19 protein-coding genes are annotated in these 16,054 nt (G+C 41.5%); all 19 read right to left on the reverse strand.

What is annotated here, in order from left to right; all coding sequences use genetic code 11:
* On the reverse strand, window positions 1-1,746 hold a 1,746-nt coding region (locus M23134_RS32305; protein ID WP_157558757.1), incomplete at its 3' end, for a tetratricopeptide repeat protein.
* A 70-nt stretch (window positions 1,747-1,816) separates the two neighbouring features.
* A complete protein-coding gene (locus tag M23134_RS39270) occupies window positions 1,817-3,745 on the reverse strand; it encodes an ATP-binding protein (protein ID WP_053337436.1) in 1,929 nt (642 codons plus the stop codon).
* Window positions 3,746-4,048: 303 nt separating this feature from the next.
* A complete protein-coding gene (locus M23134_RS32315) occupies window positions 4,049-5,338 on the reverse strand; it encodes a replication-associated recombination protein A (RefSeq protein ID WP_002703987.1) in 1,290 nt (429 codons plus the stop codon).
* A 616-nt stretch (window positions 5,339-5,954) separates the two neighbouring features.
* The gene (locus M23134_RS32320; protein WP_002703989.1) at window positions 5,955-6,209 is read right to left on the reverse strand and encodes a hypothetical protein; all 255 of its coding nucleotides are present in this window, start codon (window positions 6,207-6,209) and stop codon (window positions 5,955-5,957) included.
* Window positions 6,210-6,211: 2 nt separating this feature from the next.
* Window positions 6,212-6,676 carry a toxin-antitoxin system YwqK family antitoxin gene (locus M23134_RS32325; RefSeq protein WP_002703991.1) on the reverse strand — a complete coding sequence of 155 codons (465 nt, stop codon included), beginning with the start codon at window positions 6,674-6,676 and terminating at the stop codon, window positions 6,212-6,214.
* Window positions 6,677-6,978: 302 nt separating this feature from the next.
* Window positions 6,979-7,446 (reverse strand): toxin-antitoxin system YwqK family antitoxin, encoded by a 468-nt coding sequence (locus tag M23134_RS32330; protein WP_002703993.1) that lies wholly within the window; start codon window positions 7,444-7,446, stop codon window positions 6,979-6,981.
* A 9-nt stretch (window positions 7,447-7,455) separates the two neighbouring features.
* Complete coding sequence (locus M23134_RS42315) at window positions 7,456-7,698, reverse strand: hypothetical protein (protein ID WP_002703995.1); 243 nt, start codon at window positions 7,696-7,698, stop codon at window positions 7,456-7,458.
* Between the two features lie 5 nt (window positions 7,699-7,703).
* Window positions 7,704-8,432, reverse strand: coding sequence for a hypothetical protein (locus M23134_RS32340; RefSeq protein WP_002703997.1), 729 nt, complete (start codon window positions 8,430-8,432; stop codon window positions 7,704-7,706).
* Between the two features lie 13 nt (window positions 8,433-8,445).
* A complete protein-coding gene (locus M23134_RS32345) occupies window positions 8,446-9,132 on the reverse strand; it encodes a hypothetical protein (protein ID WP_045114788.1) in 687 nt (228 codons plus the stop codon).
* A gap of 3 nt (window positions 9,133-9,135) precedes the next feature.
* Window positions 9,136-9,828 carry a hypothetical protein gene (locus tag M23134_RS32350; protein ID WP_002704000.1) on the reverse strand — a complete coding sequence of 231 codons (693 nt, stop codon included), beginning with the start codon at window positions 9,826-9,828 and terminating at the stop codon, window positions 9,136-9,138.
* 89 nt (window positions 9,829-9,917) lie between these two features.
* Window positions 9,918-10,646 carry a toxin-antitoxin system YwqK family antitoxin gene (locus M23134_RS42320; protein ID WP_002704008.1) on the reverse strand — a complete coding sequence of 243 codons (729 nt, stop codon included), beginning with the start codon at window positions 10,644-10,646 and terminating at the stop codon, window positions 9,918-9,920.
* 7 nt (window positions 10,647-10,653) lie between these two features.
* A complete protein-coding gene (locus M23134_RS42325) occupies window positions 10,654-11,637 on the reverse strand; it encodes a hypothetical protein (protein WP_045114790.1) in 984 nt (327 codons plus the stop codon).
* A 29-nt stretch (window positions 11,638-11,666) separates the two neighbouring features.
* Window positions 11,667-12,350, reverse strand: coding sequence for a hypothetical protein (locus M23134_RS32365; RefSeq protein ID WP_002704012.1), 684 nt, complete (start codon window positions 12,348-12,350; stop codon window positions 11,667-11,669).
* A gap of 6 nt (window positions 12,351-12,356) precedes the next feature.
* Window positions 12,357-13,055, reverse strand: coding sequence for a hypothetical protein (locus M23134_RS32370; protein WP_002704014.1), 699 nt, complete (start codon window positions 13,053-13,055; stop codon window positions 12,357-12,359).
* An 89-nt stretch (window positions 13,056-13,144) separates the two neighbouring features.
* Entirely contained in the window at window positions 13,145-13,399 is a 255-nt protein-coding gene (locus M23134_RS32375) for a hypothetical protein (RefSeq protein WP_002704015.1), read from the reverse strand.
* Window positions 13,396-13,872 carry a toxin-antitoxin system YwqK family antitoxin gene (locus M23134_RS32380; protein ID WP_002704017.1) on the reverse strand — a complete coding sequence of 159 codons (477 nt, stop codon included), beginning with the start codon at window positions 13,870-13,872 and terminating at the stop codon, window positions 13,396-13,398. Before M23134_RS32380 ends, M23134_RS32375 begins: the two co-directional genes overlap by 4 nt.
* A 7-nt stretch (window positions 13,873-13,879) precedes the next feature.
* Complete coding sequence (locus M23134_RS42330) at window positions 13,880-14,866, reverse strand: hypothetical protein (RefSeq protein ID WP_002704018.1); 987 nt, start codon at window positions 14,864-14,866, stop codon at window positions 13,880-13,882.
* A 13-nt stretch (window positions 14,867-14,879) separates the two neighbouring features.
* Window positions 14,880-15,593, reverse strand: coding sequence for a hypothetical protein (locus M23134_RS32390; protein ID WP_045114791.1), 714 nt, complete (start codon window positions 15,591-15,593; stop codon window positions 14,880-14,882).
* Window positions 15,594-15,595: 2 nt separating this feature from the next.
* On the reverse strand, window positions 15,596-16,003 hold the full coding sequence (locus M23134_RS32395) for a hypothetical protein (RefSeq protein ID WP_002704022.1): 408 nt from the start codon (window positions 16,001-16,003) through the stop codon (window positions 15,596-15,598).
* Window positions 16,004-16,054 lie beyond the last annotated feature (51 nt).

The following is a 16,054-nucleotide window of genomic DNA, read 5'->3' on the forward strand; positions in this document are numbered from 1 at the left end:
ATGGTTATCAGTAGTTTTCTGTTTCAATATATTAATCACTCCAGCGTGCATTTTATCCAGTATTTTGCCTGGATCGGTTTCTCTTTGCTCCTTTACCACCTGGTTGAGCAGGTTATTACCAATCAGGCTCATAAACGCCCCTGGTACCCCGTGTCCGGTACAGTCTACCACTGCCAATACGTACTTATGCCTGACCAGAGCAAAGTAATAAAAATCGCCACTGACAATGTCACGGGGTTTATAAAAAATAAAGTGATGAGGCAAAAAATTGCCAATTTCCTGAGAGGTAGGCAATATGACCGATTGAATATGACGGGCATAAGTAAGACTATCGATAATGCTTTTATTCTTATTTTCAATCAGGTTTTTGTGGCGTTGCAAAGCCCGGTTTTTCAATGCAATCTCTTGGTTTTTGCGCTCTATTTCTTTGGTTTTATGGGCAAACACCTCGCCCGATATTCTCTCTTTACGGTTGTTGCGGTACAGCACAAAAGCCAACACAATGACCAAAAACGAAATACCAATAAACGAATTGCGTAATAAGCGTTGTTTGGCTATTTCGTCTTGCTTAAGCTGGTTTTCTTTGTTGAGCAATGCCAACTTGTCTAGTTTTTTTTGGGCGTCGTAACGCGCCTGCAATCGACTGATACGTTTACTGGTTTGCTCGTCGAAAATGACATCCTTCATTTGGGCAAACTTGCGGTGATGGGCAAAAGCCTGGTCGTGCTCACCCATACGATGGTAGGTAATGGCAAGCCCCTCGTACGCATTGGCTACTATAGCGTGGGCTTTGATTGTTTTGGCAAGCTGTAGTGCTTGTGTATAATACTGAATAGCAGTGCTGTAACGTTGTTGTTGGGCCAATACCCTGCCCAGGTTGTTACAAGTACTGGCAATGCGTCGGTTGTCATTGAGCCGCTGCCTTATCTGGAGTGCTTTGAGCAATGAATTGACCGCCAGCGAATACTGTCCTGTTTGGTAATAAATATTGCCAATATTGCTCAACGTTACCGCCTCACCAGGTAGGTTTTTCAACCGCTTTTTTATTTGCAGCGATTTTATAAAATAGTACAAAGCATTTGGATAATTGCGTTGTTGGTTATAGAGTTCACCAATGTTGTTGTAAGTAATGGCCATGCCTTGTTGGTTGCCCAGCTTTTGCTGAATAAGCAGCGATTGGGTATAAAAATCAATGGCTTTGTTGTATTTCTTAAGCTGGTTGTGCAGAAGCCCCAAATTGTTGTAAGTGCTGGCGGCACCTGCGGGGTCTTTGAGGGCAGTCCTGAGCTTCAATGCTTTAAAATGATACCCAATGGCCTGTTCATAACTTCGTTGTTGGGCGTATACCCGCGCCAGGTAACCATACGTATCGGCAATGCCATTTTTATAGCCCAATTGCTCGTTGATATTCAATGCTTTCAAAAAATAACTGACCGCCTTGGCGTAGTCATCTACCTGAAAAGACACCAGGCCCATTTGATTAAGCGCACGCCCTACTCCTTGAGCAAACTTGGCTCGTTTGGCAGTGCTAAAGGCACGTTCGGCATATTGTCGTGCATTGGCAGGGGAGGTGCGCAGGTACGCCCGCGAGAGCGCAATAAGTAGATTGGTACGGGCGTGGTCATTATTACGAGTAGCATTGAGCTGCTTCTTAAGCTGGGTGATCCGAAGGGTTTGTGCCTGAACCACCGTGCTTAGGCACAAACAAATAACGATGATATGTAATGGTATAAAATATCTGAACACTATGCAATAGGTATTTTTAATGAGTCGTAGGGTTGCCAATGCTTAGGTGAGCAATCAGCAAGGTGTTTTTTTAGTTTTTTTGTTGCAGTGTAAACTTGAACGTACTCCCCTTGTCGGGTTGGCTTTCTACCCAAATACGCCCATTGTTTTTTTCTATAAACTCTTTGCATATCAACAAGCCCAGGCCTGTACCCTTTTCGTGGTTGGTACCTTGGGTACTAAAGTGAGTATCTGTATTGAACAATTGTGCTTGTTGTTGGGCACTAATGCCCACCCCACTGTCTGCAATTGCTACTTCAAGCATGTTTTCTACTATTTTTGTGGTTACCTCGATTGTACCCGATTCTTTAGTAAACTTAATGGCATTACTAAGCAAGTTCCTCACCACCAGTTTTATCATTTCTTCGTCGCCCCAGGCGGTAGTTTCGGCAGCTACCTGGTTTATCAGGGCAACTTGCTTTTTATCAGCAATGGGTTGTAGCAAGCCTATATTGCTTTTGACCAATGCGTGTAGGTTAATTTTTTCGAAATGAGGTTCAATCCCCTCCATTTGAGCTTTTGCCCATTTGAGCAGGTTTTCCAACAACTCCAAAACATAAGAAAGCTCTTTATTGAGCTCTCCGGTAAAATACTGCATTTCGTCTTTTGCCAATGCCCCCATTTCCATCAAAGCCAGGGTGCCCTTGAGGCTATTTAGTGGGCTACGCAAATCGTGCGAAACTATAGAAAAAAGTCGGTCTTTTACTTGGTTCAACTTATTGAGCTCTTCACGCCGCTGTTCTATCTCTACATTTTTGGCAATTACATCGTCGCGTTGTTGTTCTATCTCCTCTTTTTGCTGAAGTATTTGTTCGTTTTTTTCAGCTAAATCATTTTTCTGTTTTTCAATCTCTTTCTTTTGTTGCTGTAGCAAACTATTAATTTTTTGTTTTTGCCAATTGTTTCTAAACAACAATGCCATAATGATAGCTGCGAACCCCAGGCCTACAATAAAAATTTTGATATACAAACGGTCTCGTTTATGTTCAATCTCCTTTTTTTGAAGTTCCAGCGTTTTTAACCTTTTCTCCACTCTCAATATCCCTGAGTTGTTCTCCATACTCACCTTGGTTTTTGCTTTAATCAACAGTTCCTGAACATCCTTGCCCAAATGTTTTTCCAACAAAACAGGTAGCTTTTGTTTAAATACATCGCTTTTAAGGTAGTCATTCAGTGGGGTTACCCAATCGCTGCCTTTAGGGAAAATCATCGTGTAGCCCTCTCTATCTACCCTAAATACGCCCTGACGCTTGATCTTGAGTCCTTGCTTTAGCCCCTGCAAATACTTGGGCAGTTCTATATAACCAAACTTGTCTATTTCTGTGCTTATCCGTTGTAGTATATTGTCAGAACTGGGCACGGCTTCGGTTTTAAGTCCTGTGATGAGTTTTTTGATGGTATCAAGGTTTTCTTGCAAACTGCTTTGGTCGATATAAAGTGCGGTAAAATCACTCATTACCTCTTGAAAGTCAGCCACATTATTGACACCTGGTACCGCCGAGTTGCTAATGAGCACCTCTATATCGGGGCAATAGGGCATAGTAAAGCCTACTTCGTGTATGCGTTGTGGAGTGATAGAAAAAGACGAAACGCCCAAAACTGCCTGGTCTACGGGAGTATTTTTTATTTGGTTATAAAGTGCGGCAAGAGAAGGGGCAGACTGAAAGTCAAGGGTAAGCGACACCTGGTGTTGGTGGAGTAGGTACCGGGTAAAACTTTGGAGTAAGTCATACTCTATACCAGTAAGTTGTTGGGTGTTTTTATCTTGATAAATAAAAGGCTGATTGGCCAGGTAATGCACCACCAATGTACCCTTGTGCAGGTCTTTGACACGTTCCCAACTACCAGAAGGCATTTGTGCCATTGATGTAGAAACAGTGTGCAAAATAAAAAATAACACCAGCAAACACCCTTGGTTTACCTTATGATTATGGCAAAGCGATCTTCCCTTTAAACTCATAAACCGTGTATTTTCTAATTGACCAAGTAAGTAAAATGGAAAAAATAAAGTAATCTAAAAGATGGCAGTACCTATTTGTGCTGCCTTGTGGAATCTCCGATTGCAGAATTACAACGATCAGAGACGAAGTTTAATGGATTAGCTGCGCAGAGTTTGACCGAAAGCCTGCGGTTAAATTATTTTTGTCGTTTTACTAAGACATACAAGGTAAAAAAAATATGCCTAAAAACTACCATTTTACCCCCAGAGTTTTGAACACGATGTTAAAAACAAGGGGCATGTGATTTAATACCTGATTAAGTATTAGTACCCGTATTTGTCTTGCCATAAATTTTTCAAACGTTTCCTTAGCTCATTTTCTCTGGCATTTTGTCCAGGGTCATACAACGTAGTATGGGCAATTGCCTCAGGCAAATATTCCTGCGGGCTAAAGTTGTGCGGGTAGTCGTGGGCATACTGGTAGCCCTTGCCATAGCCTTGTTCTCTCATGAGCTGAGTAGGGGCATTACGCAAATGCAATGGAATGGGTAAATCGCCTTTTTTACGCACCAATTCTTTTGCTTTTTTGATAGACATATAACTGGCGTTGCTCTTGGCAGACGCTGCCAGGTAAGTAGTGGCTTGTGCCAATATAATTTCAGCTTCGGGGTAACCCACCATAGTAACCGCCTGAAAACAATTGGTAGCGATGACTAAAGCCGTGGGGTTGGCATTGCCTATGTCTTCTGACGCCGATATGACCAGCCTGCGGGCAATAAATTTAGGATCTTCGCCCCCCTCTATCATACGGGCAAGCCAGTATACTGCCGCGTTGGGGTCGCTACCCCTGATAGACTTGATAAAAGCCGATACAATGTCATAATGTTGTTCACCGGTTTTGTCATACCGCACTGTTTTTTGCTGTGCGGTACTCAGCACCCACTCATTGGTGATCACCAAGGGGTCCTGGTTTGCCGGAAAAGCACTTACTACCAGTTCAAACAAATTGAGCAAACGACGGGCATCGCCTCCCGACAAGTTGAGCAAAGCTTCAGTTTCTTTCAGTTTTATATTCAACTTTTTGAGCCATTCATCTTGTTTTTGGGCATTTTCCAGCATTTCTACCAAGGTTTCGGGCGAGAGCGGTTGCAATATATATATCTGACAACGCGATTGTAGCGCCGAAATCACCTCAAAAGAAGGGTTTTCGGTAGTGGCTCCTATCAACGTAATCAGTCCAGTCTCTACGGCACCCAGCAACGCATCTTGTTGTGCTTTGTTAAAACGGTGAATCTCGTCTATAAATAAAATACTGCCCGCCCTGGTTTTGGCTTTTTCTATGACTTGACGCACCTCTTTTACGCCTGAGTTGATGGCACTAAGGGTAAAAAAAGGTGTTTTGACATGGTTGCCTATCAAGCGGGCCAGGGTAGTTTTGCCCACCCCTGGAGGCCCCCACAAAATCATAGAGGGTACTTTGTCTGACTGGAGCAGTTTACTGATGACACCATTTTTGCCCACCAGGTGTGCCTGTCCCTGGTATTGTGCCAGGGTTTGAGGTCGTAAGCGCTCTGCCAGGGGGAATTTCTGAGGTTCGTCGAAGAGTGTTGCCAATGTATTACAAAAATTAATGCTGATGGAGTAAATACCAGTCTGCAATTTGGGAGGATATATATACTTTATCAATTAAATAGGCTGAAAATATTTGCCAGCGTTCAAATATCAATAGTCTGTAGAGCACCGTCATCGCCTCAGCGCGTGTCTTCACCATAGCCGTCAGGTTAAGAGAAGTATAATAAAAAATGTAGAAAATTCACTCAAAAATAACGTCATCGCCTCAGCGAGTGTCCCCACGCGCTGATCGAATCGCCAAAACTTGGTCACTGAAAGATGTTTTACGGAGTGAAAAAAAAATTAGCCTGACGGCTATGGTGTCTTCACGCGCTGATCGAAACCTTGAAAAGCACTGTTTCCAGGCGCTGCTATGGAGCGATTTAGCTTTGCTGAGCACCGATATTCATCGGCATCTAAGGACTCGTAAACTCGGTTGTGAAGACACAAACCGAGGCGAAAAAACAGTAAGGTGGGGTAGATGTTGCCTATTCATTACTTGACTTCGAGACATACTTCCTGCTTGTTTTGCCTCAATCTTGTAAATATAGTGTCTAGCTTATTGCCACGCTTTTGGGCATAAAAAAACTCCCCCACTACGAGGAGCTTTTGTGTTTTTTTAAAACCTCTTATCCTCTACCAATTGGCCCCCCTCATACCGCTTTTGCCGTAGCAGCTTGCCCATGTCATACCAAGTCTCTTGTTGTAGGGTGCCGTCTTCGTTCCAAAGTTTCCAATGCCCGTGGCGTTTGTGCCCTAAGCTTTTGCCGTTTTTGTCGTATTGTTTTACCGTCCACTCTTGTTTCCAGGGAATGCCCTTATCCCAAACTTTGCGTTTTCTGCTTTCTACATGATGATTATTTTTTATCACCATTATCAACTCTTCGTTTTTTTCCCTATGTACTCACGACTCCAACTAATCCTATGCTCAATATATTTTTTCCCGTTAGGGTCAAATTTATATAAGTATTCATGGCTTTTAATTGAATCATTTTTAGAGCTTGCCCAACCATAATAATGATACAACTTTTTAAGGGTGTCATGCGCATAAGTAAAGCGCATATAGTTGTGGCGTTGGGTATTGCTGAGCCACTCCGTCCATTCCCCGTGGCGTTTGCCTTCTATATAGTAGCCCTCAGTGAGTTTTTGCCCAGTGGCGACGTCCCACTTGCGGTATACACTATCTAGCTTACCATTTTTATAATACTTTTCTTCTTTAAAGGCTCTCCCTTGGCGGTGCTCAAGTTCTAATTTTAGATCAAGCTTACTAGAAGGTCTTTGGGCAAATGCCCCAAACGGCACTGCCCATAAAAAGCATAATATGATATTGATTCTATACATACACAGGTCATTTAATTTTTACATCAAAACTCTCCAATTACGAGGAGCTTTTGTGTTTTTTTAAAACCTCTTATCCTCTACCAATTGGCCCCCCTCATACCGCTTTTGCCGTAGCAGCTTGCCCATGTCATACCAAGTCTCTTGTTGCAGGGTGCCGTCTTCGTTCCAAAGTATCCAATGCCCGTGCTTCTTGTGCCCTAGGCTTTTGCCGTTTTTATCAGTCTTAAGTATAGTCCACTGTTGCTTCCAGGGAATGCCTTTGTCCCAAACTTTGCGTTTTATATTAATAGTTATTCCAGCCCTTACAACTCTTGTTTTTTCCCTATTGGCTTTCCATCCCAGTATATTTCGTGCACCGTGTAATTTCTTGCGTCAGGCTGTAAAATGTAATGGTCTTCAATCCTTTTAGGTGAATCTTTATTTTTGCCCCAAGCACTGTAATCAAATATTTCTGTTATTATACCGTGTTTGTAGTTATACTCTATATAATGATAGCTTGCATACATGGTCATGAGTTCCCACCACTTGCCGTGGCGTTTGCCCGCCACATAGCACCCCTTGGTTACGAGGTTACCTTGGGCATCCAGTTTTTTATATACCCCGTGTAGTTTCCCTTTTTTATAGTGTTTTTCTTCGGTATATTGTTTGTCTGCCCGGTGTTCCTGCTCTTTTTGCCAGGTGAACTCTATGGAGCGTTGGGCTTTTGCCCCCAAGGGCAAAAACCACAACAGCATACATAAAGCATAATTGTTTATTTTGATATAATTCATTGTTCTTCTCTAGTTAATCTTGACATAAAACTTGCCTAAATCGGTGGTAAAATACACACTTTTATTTGTTCCTTTAATCGTTACTGCTTGGTCATAAGGAAACCTTACCCGTACATAACGCACCCCTTTTACAGTTTTTGGTGCTTCTGCCACTACCGCCCTTATCCCATTAAAATCCGCCTTTTGTCCATGATAAGTACCATAAAACCTAAGTATAAGCTCTGAACCTATAGCATAAGATGAGTCTTGCACTATCTCTATAATATAGCGTCCTTTAGGTTTATGGCTGATAGTATTTTTAGGAATACTTCTATCTTGTTTGCCCTACCCTCCAGCTTCCCCTTCTCCTTCTCCAACCCCTTATCGTGCACCACGTGTTGGTTTTCGCGGTCTACTTTGGGGGCGCCTTTTTCGCCTTGTTTTATATCAGGGTTCAGGGTGCGGGCACAAGCCCCTTCCAGTTTTTCCAGGTAGTCGTTCATGGTAATGCCTTTACCAGTGGTGGCTCGGTTATGCTTGTTGGTTACTTCTATAAGGTCGAGCTTGCTGCCATACCGTTGGGCAATACGTACCAATTCGTGGGCGTGTTGCGCGGTAAACTCTTTCATAAGCGAGGTGTGCCGCCCCTCCAATACCGCATTTGCCAACATGGCGCCCCATAGTTTTCTTGCCTGGGGTTGGGTGTCCAGTATTTTTAGTAGTTGGGCTATTTTGCCATTGCCTTTTTTCTGTGCTTCGGCTTTTTTGTTAAACACGATCTTGCGTTTGCCTTGGTCATTGCGGTGGGCATTGGGGTTGTCGGTAGTAACCCCACCCAACACCTCTTTGCTGGTACCGTGTTGGCTCGATTTGTGTATGTCGGTGGTGCCGTTTACGCTATGGGTTTTGTCGCCTTCCATACGGTCTTGCACCATCAAGCTAAGCAAGGCAGTACCGTCTGACGAACTTTTGCCGCTAAATATAGAAGTCAGTCTTTCGGGAGCCATTGCCCCAGGGCTTCTACTTCTTATCTACTAAACTTAAAATCATGTACTTAATCACCTCTTCTTCGTAGCGGAGAACAGTATTTTGGAAACAGGTCAAGTACATAGTAGCTACAAGTACAGGTGTATGATGGAAGTGAGCGTGTGCAAAATCTTGATTTTGTTTTTTAGAGTCATTGTTGTATAAATAGTTTTTTGCATTGCCTAAAGCAATTAAAGGGAAAGGCTTTAAACCTGAATCTCTATACTCTGTATTTAGAAAAGACACATAATTATTTAATACCTTTTCCAGTTGATACCCTACCTTATTTTGAATCATTATGGTATTTACTTCTACAGTAGCCAATGGTTTTTTTAATTTATGACTTGCCCCATAATTACCCCCAGCACTGTTTTCTAATTGATATTTTATGCTTTCAATTTTAGCCATTAAAGAATTTGTTTTCTTTTTCAATATTATTAGTTTCTTCCATTGTTGAGGGTACACAGCCTTAAAATCTTTTTTTACTAAAAATGAAAGGCTTTCATCTGCCATTTGTTTTCCTTGAGTTATATTTTTTTTAGATAAATAATCTAAATGATCTACAACCTCTATTAATTGCTGTAACTTACTAGAGTCATTATGTGGTAGTTTATTACTTGTTTGAGAATTAGAGCATCCACAAACCACCATTAATAATGCATACTTAATAAAATATTTCATCGGTTACTTTTTTACTTCTTTAAATAAGTTAGTTGGAGTCATAATAGCAGATTTAGACATATTAGTAGCTTGCTCTTTTCGGACTCTGTAGATTTTATGTATTGATCTTTTATTACTTATTATAATGCTTATTGGATAATAAAGATGCTTTGCTTCTGACTGATCATCTGCTTTTTCTCTGTTATAATAAAATCCTTTAATTGTACTAGGCACATACGACCTTTGATAAATTCCATGCTCCGTAAAAACAGGGTTAAACCTTGCCAGGCTTTCTAAATAAGCATTTCCTTGCTCTAACTTATAAATATCCTCCCCATAATAGGTCTTGTTATACTTCTCCTCAGGTCTTTCATGGCGGTTCACCGCATCCAAGGGGTAAATAATTTTCTTAGGCTCACCATCAGGGTCTTTGCCCGCAGGTGGCAATAGTATTTGTACCGCATCATCATACGCCATGTCAACCAAGTCTTTCCAAGCGTTGATATCTATGTTTTTTCTAAGCCAAACCTCCCAAGGAGTAGCGTCGCGGTATCGGCCATCCTCTATCTTCTGCTTTTCAAGCTCTTTTATGCGTTCAAAGCTAACGGTTTTAGCATTGATCAACACCCTTTGCCCAGGGTCTATGTTCCAGTCGTAGCCCTGCCCGGTTTGTAGCCCCGCTTTGTGCTTGAGCCAAAATTCTTCAAATGTTTTCATATTGGCGCGCTACTTGACCAAGGTCTAGCTTATTGCCACGCTTTTGGGCATAAAAAAACTCCCCCACTACGAGGAGCTTTTGTGTTTTTTTAAAACCTCTTATCCTCTACCAACTGGCCCCCCTCATACCGCTTTTGCCGCAATAGCTTGCCCATGTCATACCAAGTCTCTTGTTGCAGGGTACCGTCTTCGTTCCAAAGTATCCAATGCCCGTGACGCTTGTGTCCTAAGCTTTTGCCGTTTTTGTCGTATTGTTTTACTGTCCATTCTTGCTTCCAAGGAATGCCTTTATCCCATACTTTACGTTTTTTGCTTTCTAAATGTACTTTATCCTTAATTATCACATACTCTTCTTCGTTTTTTTTCCCTATAATATCTCTGCTCCAACTAATGGTATGCAAAGAAAAATTATCAGGGTTAGTTTCAAAGATGTAAAAGTATTCTCTGCTTTTGATGGAATCATTTTGGGCATTTGCCCAACCAAAGTACTCATACAACTTTTTGAGGGTATCGTGTGCATAGGTAAAGCGCATATAGTTGTGGCGTTGAGTATTGCTCAACCATTCTGTCCATTCGCCGTGGCGTTTGCCCGCCACATAATAGCCTTCGGTCAGTTTTTGCCCGGTAGCGGCATCCCACTTGCGGTATACACTATCGAGTTTGCCGTTTTTATAATACTTTTCTTCTTTAAAGGCTCTCCCTTGGCGGTGCTCAAGTTCTGGGTCTAAATGAAAACTAAACCTCCCAGAAGGCATTTGGGCAAACACCCCTAAAGGCATTGCCCATAAAAAACAGCATATAATATTTATTCTCAACATATAAGTGTTAGTTAATCTTTACATAAAAGGTTTTGGTATCATCTTTTTTAAAGTATATTTTTTGGGCTCTCCCTTCTGGTTGTATGTATTGGTCATAGGCATAAGTCACTTTTACATATTTTACCCCTTTTACCGTTTTTGGAGGAGCTACTATAGTTACCACAACTTTTTCAAAACGTGCACTTTTACCTTGGTAGGTTCCTACAAACCTTAAACTAAGGGTAGAACCTACCGAGTAATTAGCATTTCCTATTTCATCTACCATATAACGCCCTGAATCTGGTTTAGCACTCACTACACTAGTGGGTATACTTCGAGCTTCCTCAGCGATTCCTTCAAACTTCCCCTTCTCCTTCTCCAACCCTTTATCGTGCACCACGTGTTGATTTTCGCGGTCTACCTTGGGGGCGCCTTTTTCGCCTTGTTTTATATCAGGGTTCAGGGTGCGGGCACAAGCCCCTTCCAGTTTTTCCAGGTAGTCGTTCATGGTAATGCCTTTACCAGTGGTGGCTCGGTTATGCTTGTTGGTTACTTCTATAAGGTCGAGCTTGCTGCCATACCGTTGGGCAATACGTACCAATTCGTGGGCGTGTTGCGCGGTAAACTCTTTCATAAGCGAGGTGTGCCGCCCCTCCAATACCGCATTTGCCAACATGGCGCCCCATAGTTTTCTTGCCTGGGGTTGGGTGTCCAGTATTTTTAGTAGTTGGGCTATTTTGCCATTGCCTTTTTTCTGTGCTTCGGCTTTTTTGTTAAACACGATCTTGCGTTTGCCTTGGTCATTACGGTGGGCATTGGGGTTGTCGGTAGTAACCCCACCCAACACCTTTTTACTGGTACCGTGCTGGCTCGATTTGTGTATGTCGGTGGTGCCGTTTACGCTATGGGTCTTGTCGCCTTCCATGCGGTCTTGCACCATCAAGCTAAGCAAGGCAGTGCCGTCTGACGAGCTTTTGCCGCTAAATATAGAAGTTAGTCTTTCGGGAGCCATTGCCCAAGCCAGCAAAAACGCCAGGGCTTCTACTTCTTATCTACTAAACTTAAAATCATGTACTTAATCACCTCTTCTTCGTAGCGAAGGATGTTGTTTTGTAGAAGCTGCAAGTGTGATAAAGCAAGTATTAGAGGGGTGTTTTTAAAATAAGCATTTACAAAGTCTTCTTTCTTATGGCTGGGTAAAAGCTTATAACGAAGATTTCTTTGATAGTTTGTGGTTAGTTTCGAAAGTTTAAAGTAATCAAATTCTTGATTAATAAAATCAGTATATTCATTAAGTCTTTTTTCTAAATCAAAAGCTTGACGTTCCTTTAACATTACTTTTTCAACTAATGCTTCTTCATAAGGGTTTACTATTTGCTCTGTATCAGGGTTAATTCCATTGCCTGCCTTTTTTACAAGCTGATGAATTAATTTATCAATAAACGTGATTTGTTCAGTCGTCCTTTTTTTTAAGCTTGTGTACTTCGTTATTAACTTTGGTTTATCTTTAAAGTACTTTCTCACAAAAGCATAAGTGTTATCTGACCACTTTTTACCTATGGAGGTATTATAAGACAATACATTGTTATGTTTGTAAATAATACTTAACAATTGCTCTTTGTTTAACTTAGGCACTTTTTTATCGGTTGTTGGTTGCGAAACAGTACAACCAAAAAGGCAACAGAGAATAATATAAAAAAGGTGTATTTTATAGGTTAGATTCATAAATAGTTATTTTTTTGTGACTGTGAGTTGTTTAAATGGCTGTTTGGTTTGTAGTATTTTCTTACCTGTCATTGTGCCAATTGCACTAGCCTGAAATCTATAAAGGTAAAATACCCGGTGATGGTTGGTTTTTATTAATGCTATTGGATAATAACAATATTTTTGTTCGGGGTCTTCACGATCATAATAATATCCTTTATGTTTACTTAAAGTATATTTTCTATCGTAAATCCCTGAACTTGTTCCTTGAAATATAGGATGTTCGCTGATACTTGTGGACGAACCTATGCTACCCTGTTGATCTAATAAGTATAGCTCCTCCCCATAATAGGTCTTGTTATACTTCTCCTCAGGTCTTTCATGGCGGTTCACCGCATCTAAAGGGTAAATAACTTTCTTAGGCTCACCGTCAGGGTCTTTGCCCGCAGGTGGCAATAGTATTTGTACCGCATCATCATACGCCATGTCAACCAAGTCTTTCCAAGCGTTGATATCTATGTTTTTTCTAAGCCAAACCTCCCAAGGAGTAGCGTCGCGGTAGCGGCCATCCTCTATCTTCTGCTTTTCAAGCTCTTTTATGCGTTCAAAGCTAACGGTTTTAGCATTGATCAACACCCTTTGCCCAGGGTCTATGTTCCAGTCGTAGCCCTGCCCGGTTTGTAGCCCCGCTTTGTGCTTGAGCCAAAACTCTTCAAATGTTTTCATATTGGCGCGCTACTTGACCAAGGTCTAGCTTATTGCCACGCTTTTGGGCATAAAAAAACTCCCCCACTACGAGGAGCTTTTGTGTTTTTTTAAAACCTCTTATCCTCTACCAATTGGTCCCCCTCATACCGCTTTTGCCGTAGCAGCTTGCCCATGTCATACCAAGTCTCTTGTTGCAGGGTACCGTCTTCGTTCCAAAGTATCCAATGCCCGTGACGCTTGTGTCCTAAGCTTTTGCCGTTTTTGTCGTATTGTTTTACTGTCCATTCTTGCTTCCAAGGAATGCCTTTATCCCATACTTTACGTTTTTTGCTTTCTAAATGTACTTTATCCTTAATTATCACATACTCTTCTTCGTTTTTTTCCCTGTAATATCTCTGCTCCAACTAATGGTATGCAAAGAAAAATTATCAGGGTTAGTTTCAAAGATGTAAAAGTATTCTCTGCTTTTGATGGAATCATTTTGGGCATTTGCCCAACCAAAGTACTCATACAACTTTTTGAGGGTATCGTGTGCATAGGTAAAGCGCATATAGTTGTGGCGTTGAGTATTGCTCAACCATTCTGTCCATTCGCCGTGGCGTTTGCCCGCCACATAATAGCCTTCGGTCAGTTTTTGCCCGGTAGCGGCATCCCACTTGCGGTATACACTATCGAGTTTGCCGTTTTTATAATACTTTTCTTCTTTAAAGGCTCTCCCTTGGCGGTGCTCAAGTTCTGGGTCTAAATGAAAACTAAACCTCCCAGAAGGCATTTGGGCAAACACCCCTAAAGGCATTGCCCATAAAAAACAGCATATAATATTTATTCTCAACATATAAGTGTTAGTTAATCTTTACATAAAAGGTTTTGGTATCATCTTTTTTAAAGTATATTTTTTGGGCTCTCCCTTCTGGTTGTATGTATTGGTCATAGGCATAAGTCACTTTTACATATTTTACCCCTTTTACCGTTTTTGGAGGAGCTACTATAGTTACCACAACTTTTTCAAAACGTGCACTTTTACCTTGGTAGGTTCCTACAAACCTTAAACTAAGGGTAGAACCTACCGAGTAATTAGCATTTCCTATTTCATCTACCATATAACGCCCTGAATCTGGTTTAGCACTCACTACACTAGTGGGTATACTTCGAGCTTCCTCAGCGATTCCTTCAAACTTCCCCTTCTCCTTCTCCAACCCTTTATCGTGCACCACGTGTTGATTTTCGCGGTCTACCTTGGGGTCATCTTCTTTGCCCTTTTTTATGCTAGGGTCCAGGGTGCGGGCACAAGCCCCCTCTAGCTTCGCCAGGTAGTCGTCCATCGTGCCTTTAGTGGTTTTTTGGGCAGCTTGGCTATACTCCCGGGCGGTTTTGCTGATGTCCAGCTCATCGCCATACTTTTGGGCAATACGTACCAACGCCTGGGCGTGTTGCAGGGTAAACTCGGCAAAAAAAGCGTCGTGGGTTCCCCGTAAAATCGCCTCAGCGAGCATCGTTTGCCACAAGGCTTTGGCGTGGAGGTTCGCAAAAACTACCTTCATTACCTCCTCGCGGTTGCCGTTGCCGTGCTTGTCTTGGGGTTTGGTGGGGCTGGTTTTGCCCTTGCCCACTACCGTGTCTCCCGTTGCCTCCTGGCGGGTGCGGGCAGCGGCTTTGCCCTTGCCTGCCTTGTTTTGGTCGTTGGTAGACGCTTTGCGCCAGTCGGTGGTGCCGTGGGTGCTGTTTTCCTGGTCGCCTTCGGGCAGGTCTTGAGCCAGTAGTAGCAGCATATCGGTGGCACTTATGGTGTTTTTACCGCTAAATATAGAAGTCAGTCTTTCGGGAGCCATTGCCCCAGGGCTTCTACTTCTTATCTACTAAACTTAAAATCATGTACTTAATCACCTCTTCTTCGTAGCGAAGTATAGTGTTTCGGAAATGCTTAAGGTAAATCACAGCCAAAATCACTGGAGTATTTTCGAAATAAGCGTGGGCAAAATCTTTTTGACGCATTGTAATGTCATTCATATATAATGCATTTTTGTGATTAGTTCGTGCAATTATAGGTAGTTTAGGAATGCCAAATTTTTTGTATTTGGTATTAAGAAACGTTACATAATCATTGAGCCATTCTTCTAATTTGTAGGCGTTTTTTTCTTTAATCATACATTGGGTAACCTCTACTTTTTGCATAGGTGTTATTAATGAATGATTCTTTATACTTATCCCTCCACCAGCTCTTTTTATTAATGTTTGTTCTATTACTTTTATTTTAGCTATTAATGGTGACACTGTGTGTGTATGTAGCAAAAGAATCTTTTTTCTTAGCACAGGATATTTTTTGTATTTTTTCAAAACGTCTGTTATTACAGGCTGTAAACCTAATAACTTACTATTATTTCGGGTTACAGATACCAATAGTTCATTATGTAGATGAACTATGGTTTTTTTAGTTACTTGTGTTAATCTTGTTAAAGAATCTACTTTGGTCTGTAGGTCAATATCTTTCTGTGAGTATCCACACGCACTTAAACACAAGAATATACAAAAACATGTTATATATTTTTTTATTATCATTTCTAGTTACTTCGTTTAATTACTAAATTATCCAAGGTCATTATCTGATTGCGTGAGATTTTTCCTGCCTGAGTTCGCTTAACCTTATAGAGGTAATAAATTACTTTATAGTTAGATACTTGTTTTATAACAGGGTAGTATAAATGCTTTACCTCAGAATCTTCTAAACCTTCTGACATCTTCCTATAAAAACCTTTTGTTTTGCTTGCAATATAACCATCATTAAAGATAAAGTGATCCTCCATTATTGTTCCTTGGGCTTTATCTTCATCATAAATATCCTCTCCATAGTACATCTTATTATACTTCTCTTCGGGAGCTTTATTGCGGTTCACCGCATCTAAAGGGTAAATAACTTTCTTAGGCTCACCATCAGGGTCTTTGCCTGCGGGTGCAGGTTGAGCAAGCATTGATAATGTTTACCACAAAAAAACGCAGCGACTACTTGAGCCACTGCGTGA

It is taken from the genome of Microscilla marina ATCC 23134 (assembly GCF_000169175.1).
Lineage (GTDB): Bacteria > Bacteroidota > Bacteroidia > Cytophagales > Microscillaceae > Microscilla > Microscilla marina.

Coding starts and splice junctions, on each gene's coding strand:
- M23134_RS32350 (WP_002704000.1), bottom strand. CDS start 9,828: ATGAAAACATTTGAAGAATTTTGGCTCAAGCACAAAGCGGGGCTACAA.
- M23134_RS32365 (WP_002704012.1), bottom strand. CDS start 12,350: ATGAATCTAACCTATAAAATACACCTTTTTTATATTATTCTCTGTTGC.
- M23134_RS32325 (WP_002703991.1), bottom strand. CDS start 6,676: ATGTATAGAATCAATATCATATTATGCTTTTTATGGGCAGTGCCGTTT.
- M23134_RS42330 (WP_002704018.1), bottom strand. CDS start 14,866: ATGGCTCCCGAAAGACTGACTTCTATATTTAGCGGTAAAAACACCATA.
- M23134_RS32345 (WP_045114788.1), bottom strand. CDS start 9,132: ATGAAATATTTTATTAAGTATGCATTATTAATGGTGGTTTGTGGATGC.
- M23134_RS39270 (WP_053337436.1), bottom strand. CDS start 3,745: ATGAGTTTAAAGGGAAGATCGCTTTGCCATAATCATAAGGTAAACCAA.
- M23134_RS32380 (WP_002704017.1), bottom strand. CDS start 13,872: ATGTTGAGAATAAATATTATATGCTGTTTTTTATGGGCAATGCCTTTA.
- M23134_RS42320 (WP_002704008.1), bottom strand. CDS start 10,646: ATGTTGAGAATAAATATTATATGCTGTTTTTTATGGGCAATGCCTTTA.
- M23134_RS32395 (WP_002704022.1), bottom strand. CDS start 16,003: ATGCTTGCTCAACCTGCACCCGCAGGCAAAGACCCTGATGGTGAGCCT.
- M23134_RS32330 (WP_002703993.1), bottom strand. CDS start 7,446: ATGAATTATATCAAAATAAACAATTATGCTTTATGTATGCTGTTGTGG.
- M23134_RS42325 (WP_045114790.1), bottom strand. CDS start 11,637: ATGGCTCCCGAAAGACTAACTTCTATATTTAGCGGCAAAAGCTCGTCA.
- M23134_RS32370 (WP_002704014.1), bottom strand. CDS start 13,055: ATGAAAACATTTGAAGAGTTTTGGCTCAAGCACAAAGCGGGGCTACAA.
- M23134_RS32390 (WP_045114791.1), bottom strand. CDS start 15,593: ATGATAATAAAAAAATATATAACATGTTTTTGTATATTCTTGTGTTTA.
- M23134_RS32320 (WP_002703989.1), bottom strand. CDS start 6,209: ATGGTGATAAAAAATAATCATCATGTAGAAAGCAGAAAACGCAAAGTT.
- M23134_RS32340 (WP_002703997.1), bottom strand. CDS start 8,432: ATGGCTCCCGAAAGACTGACTTCTATATTTAGCGGCAAAAGTTCGTCA.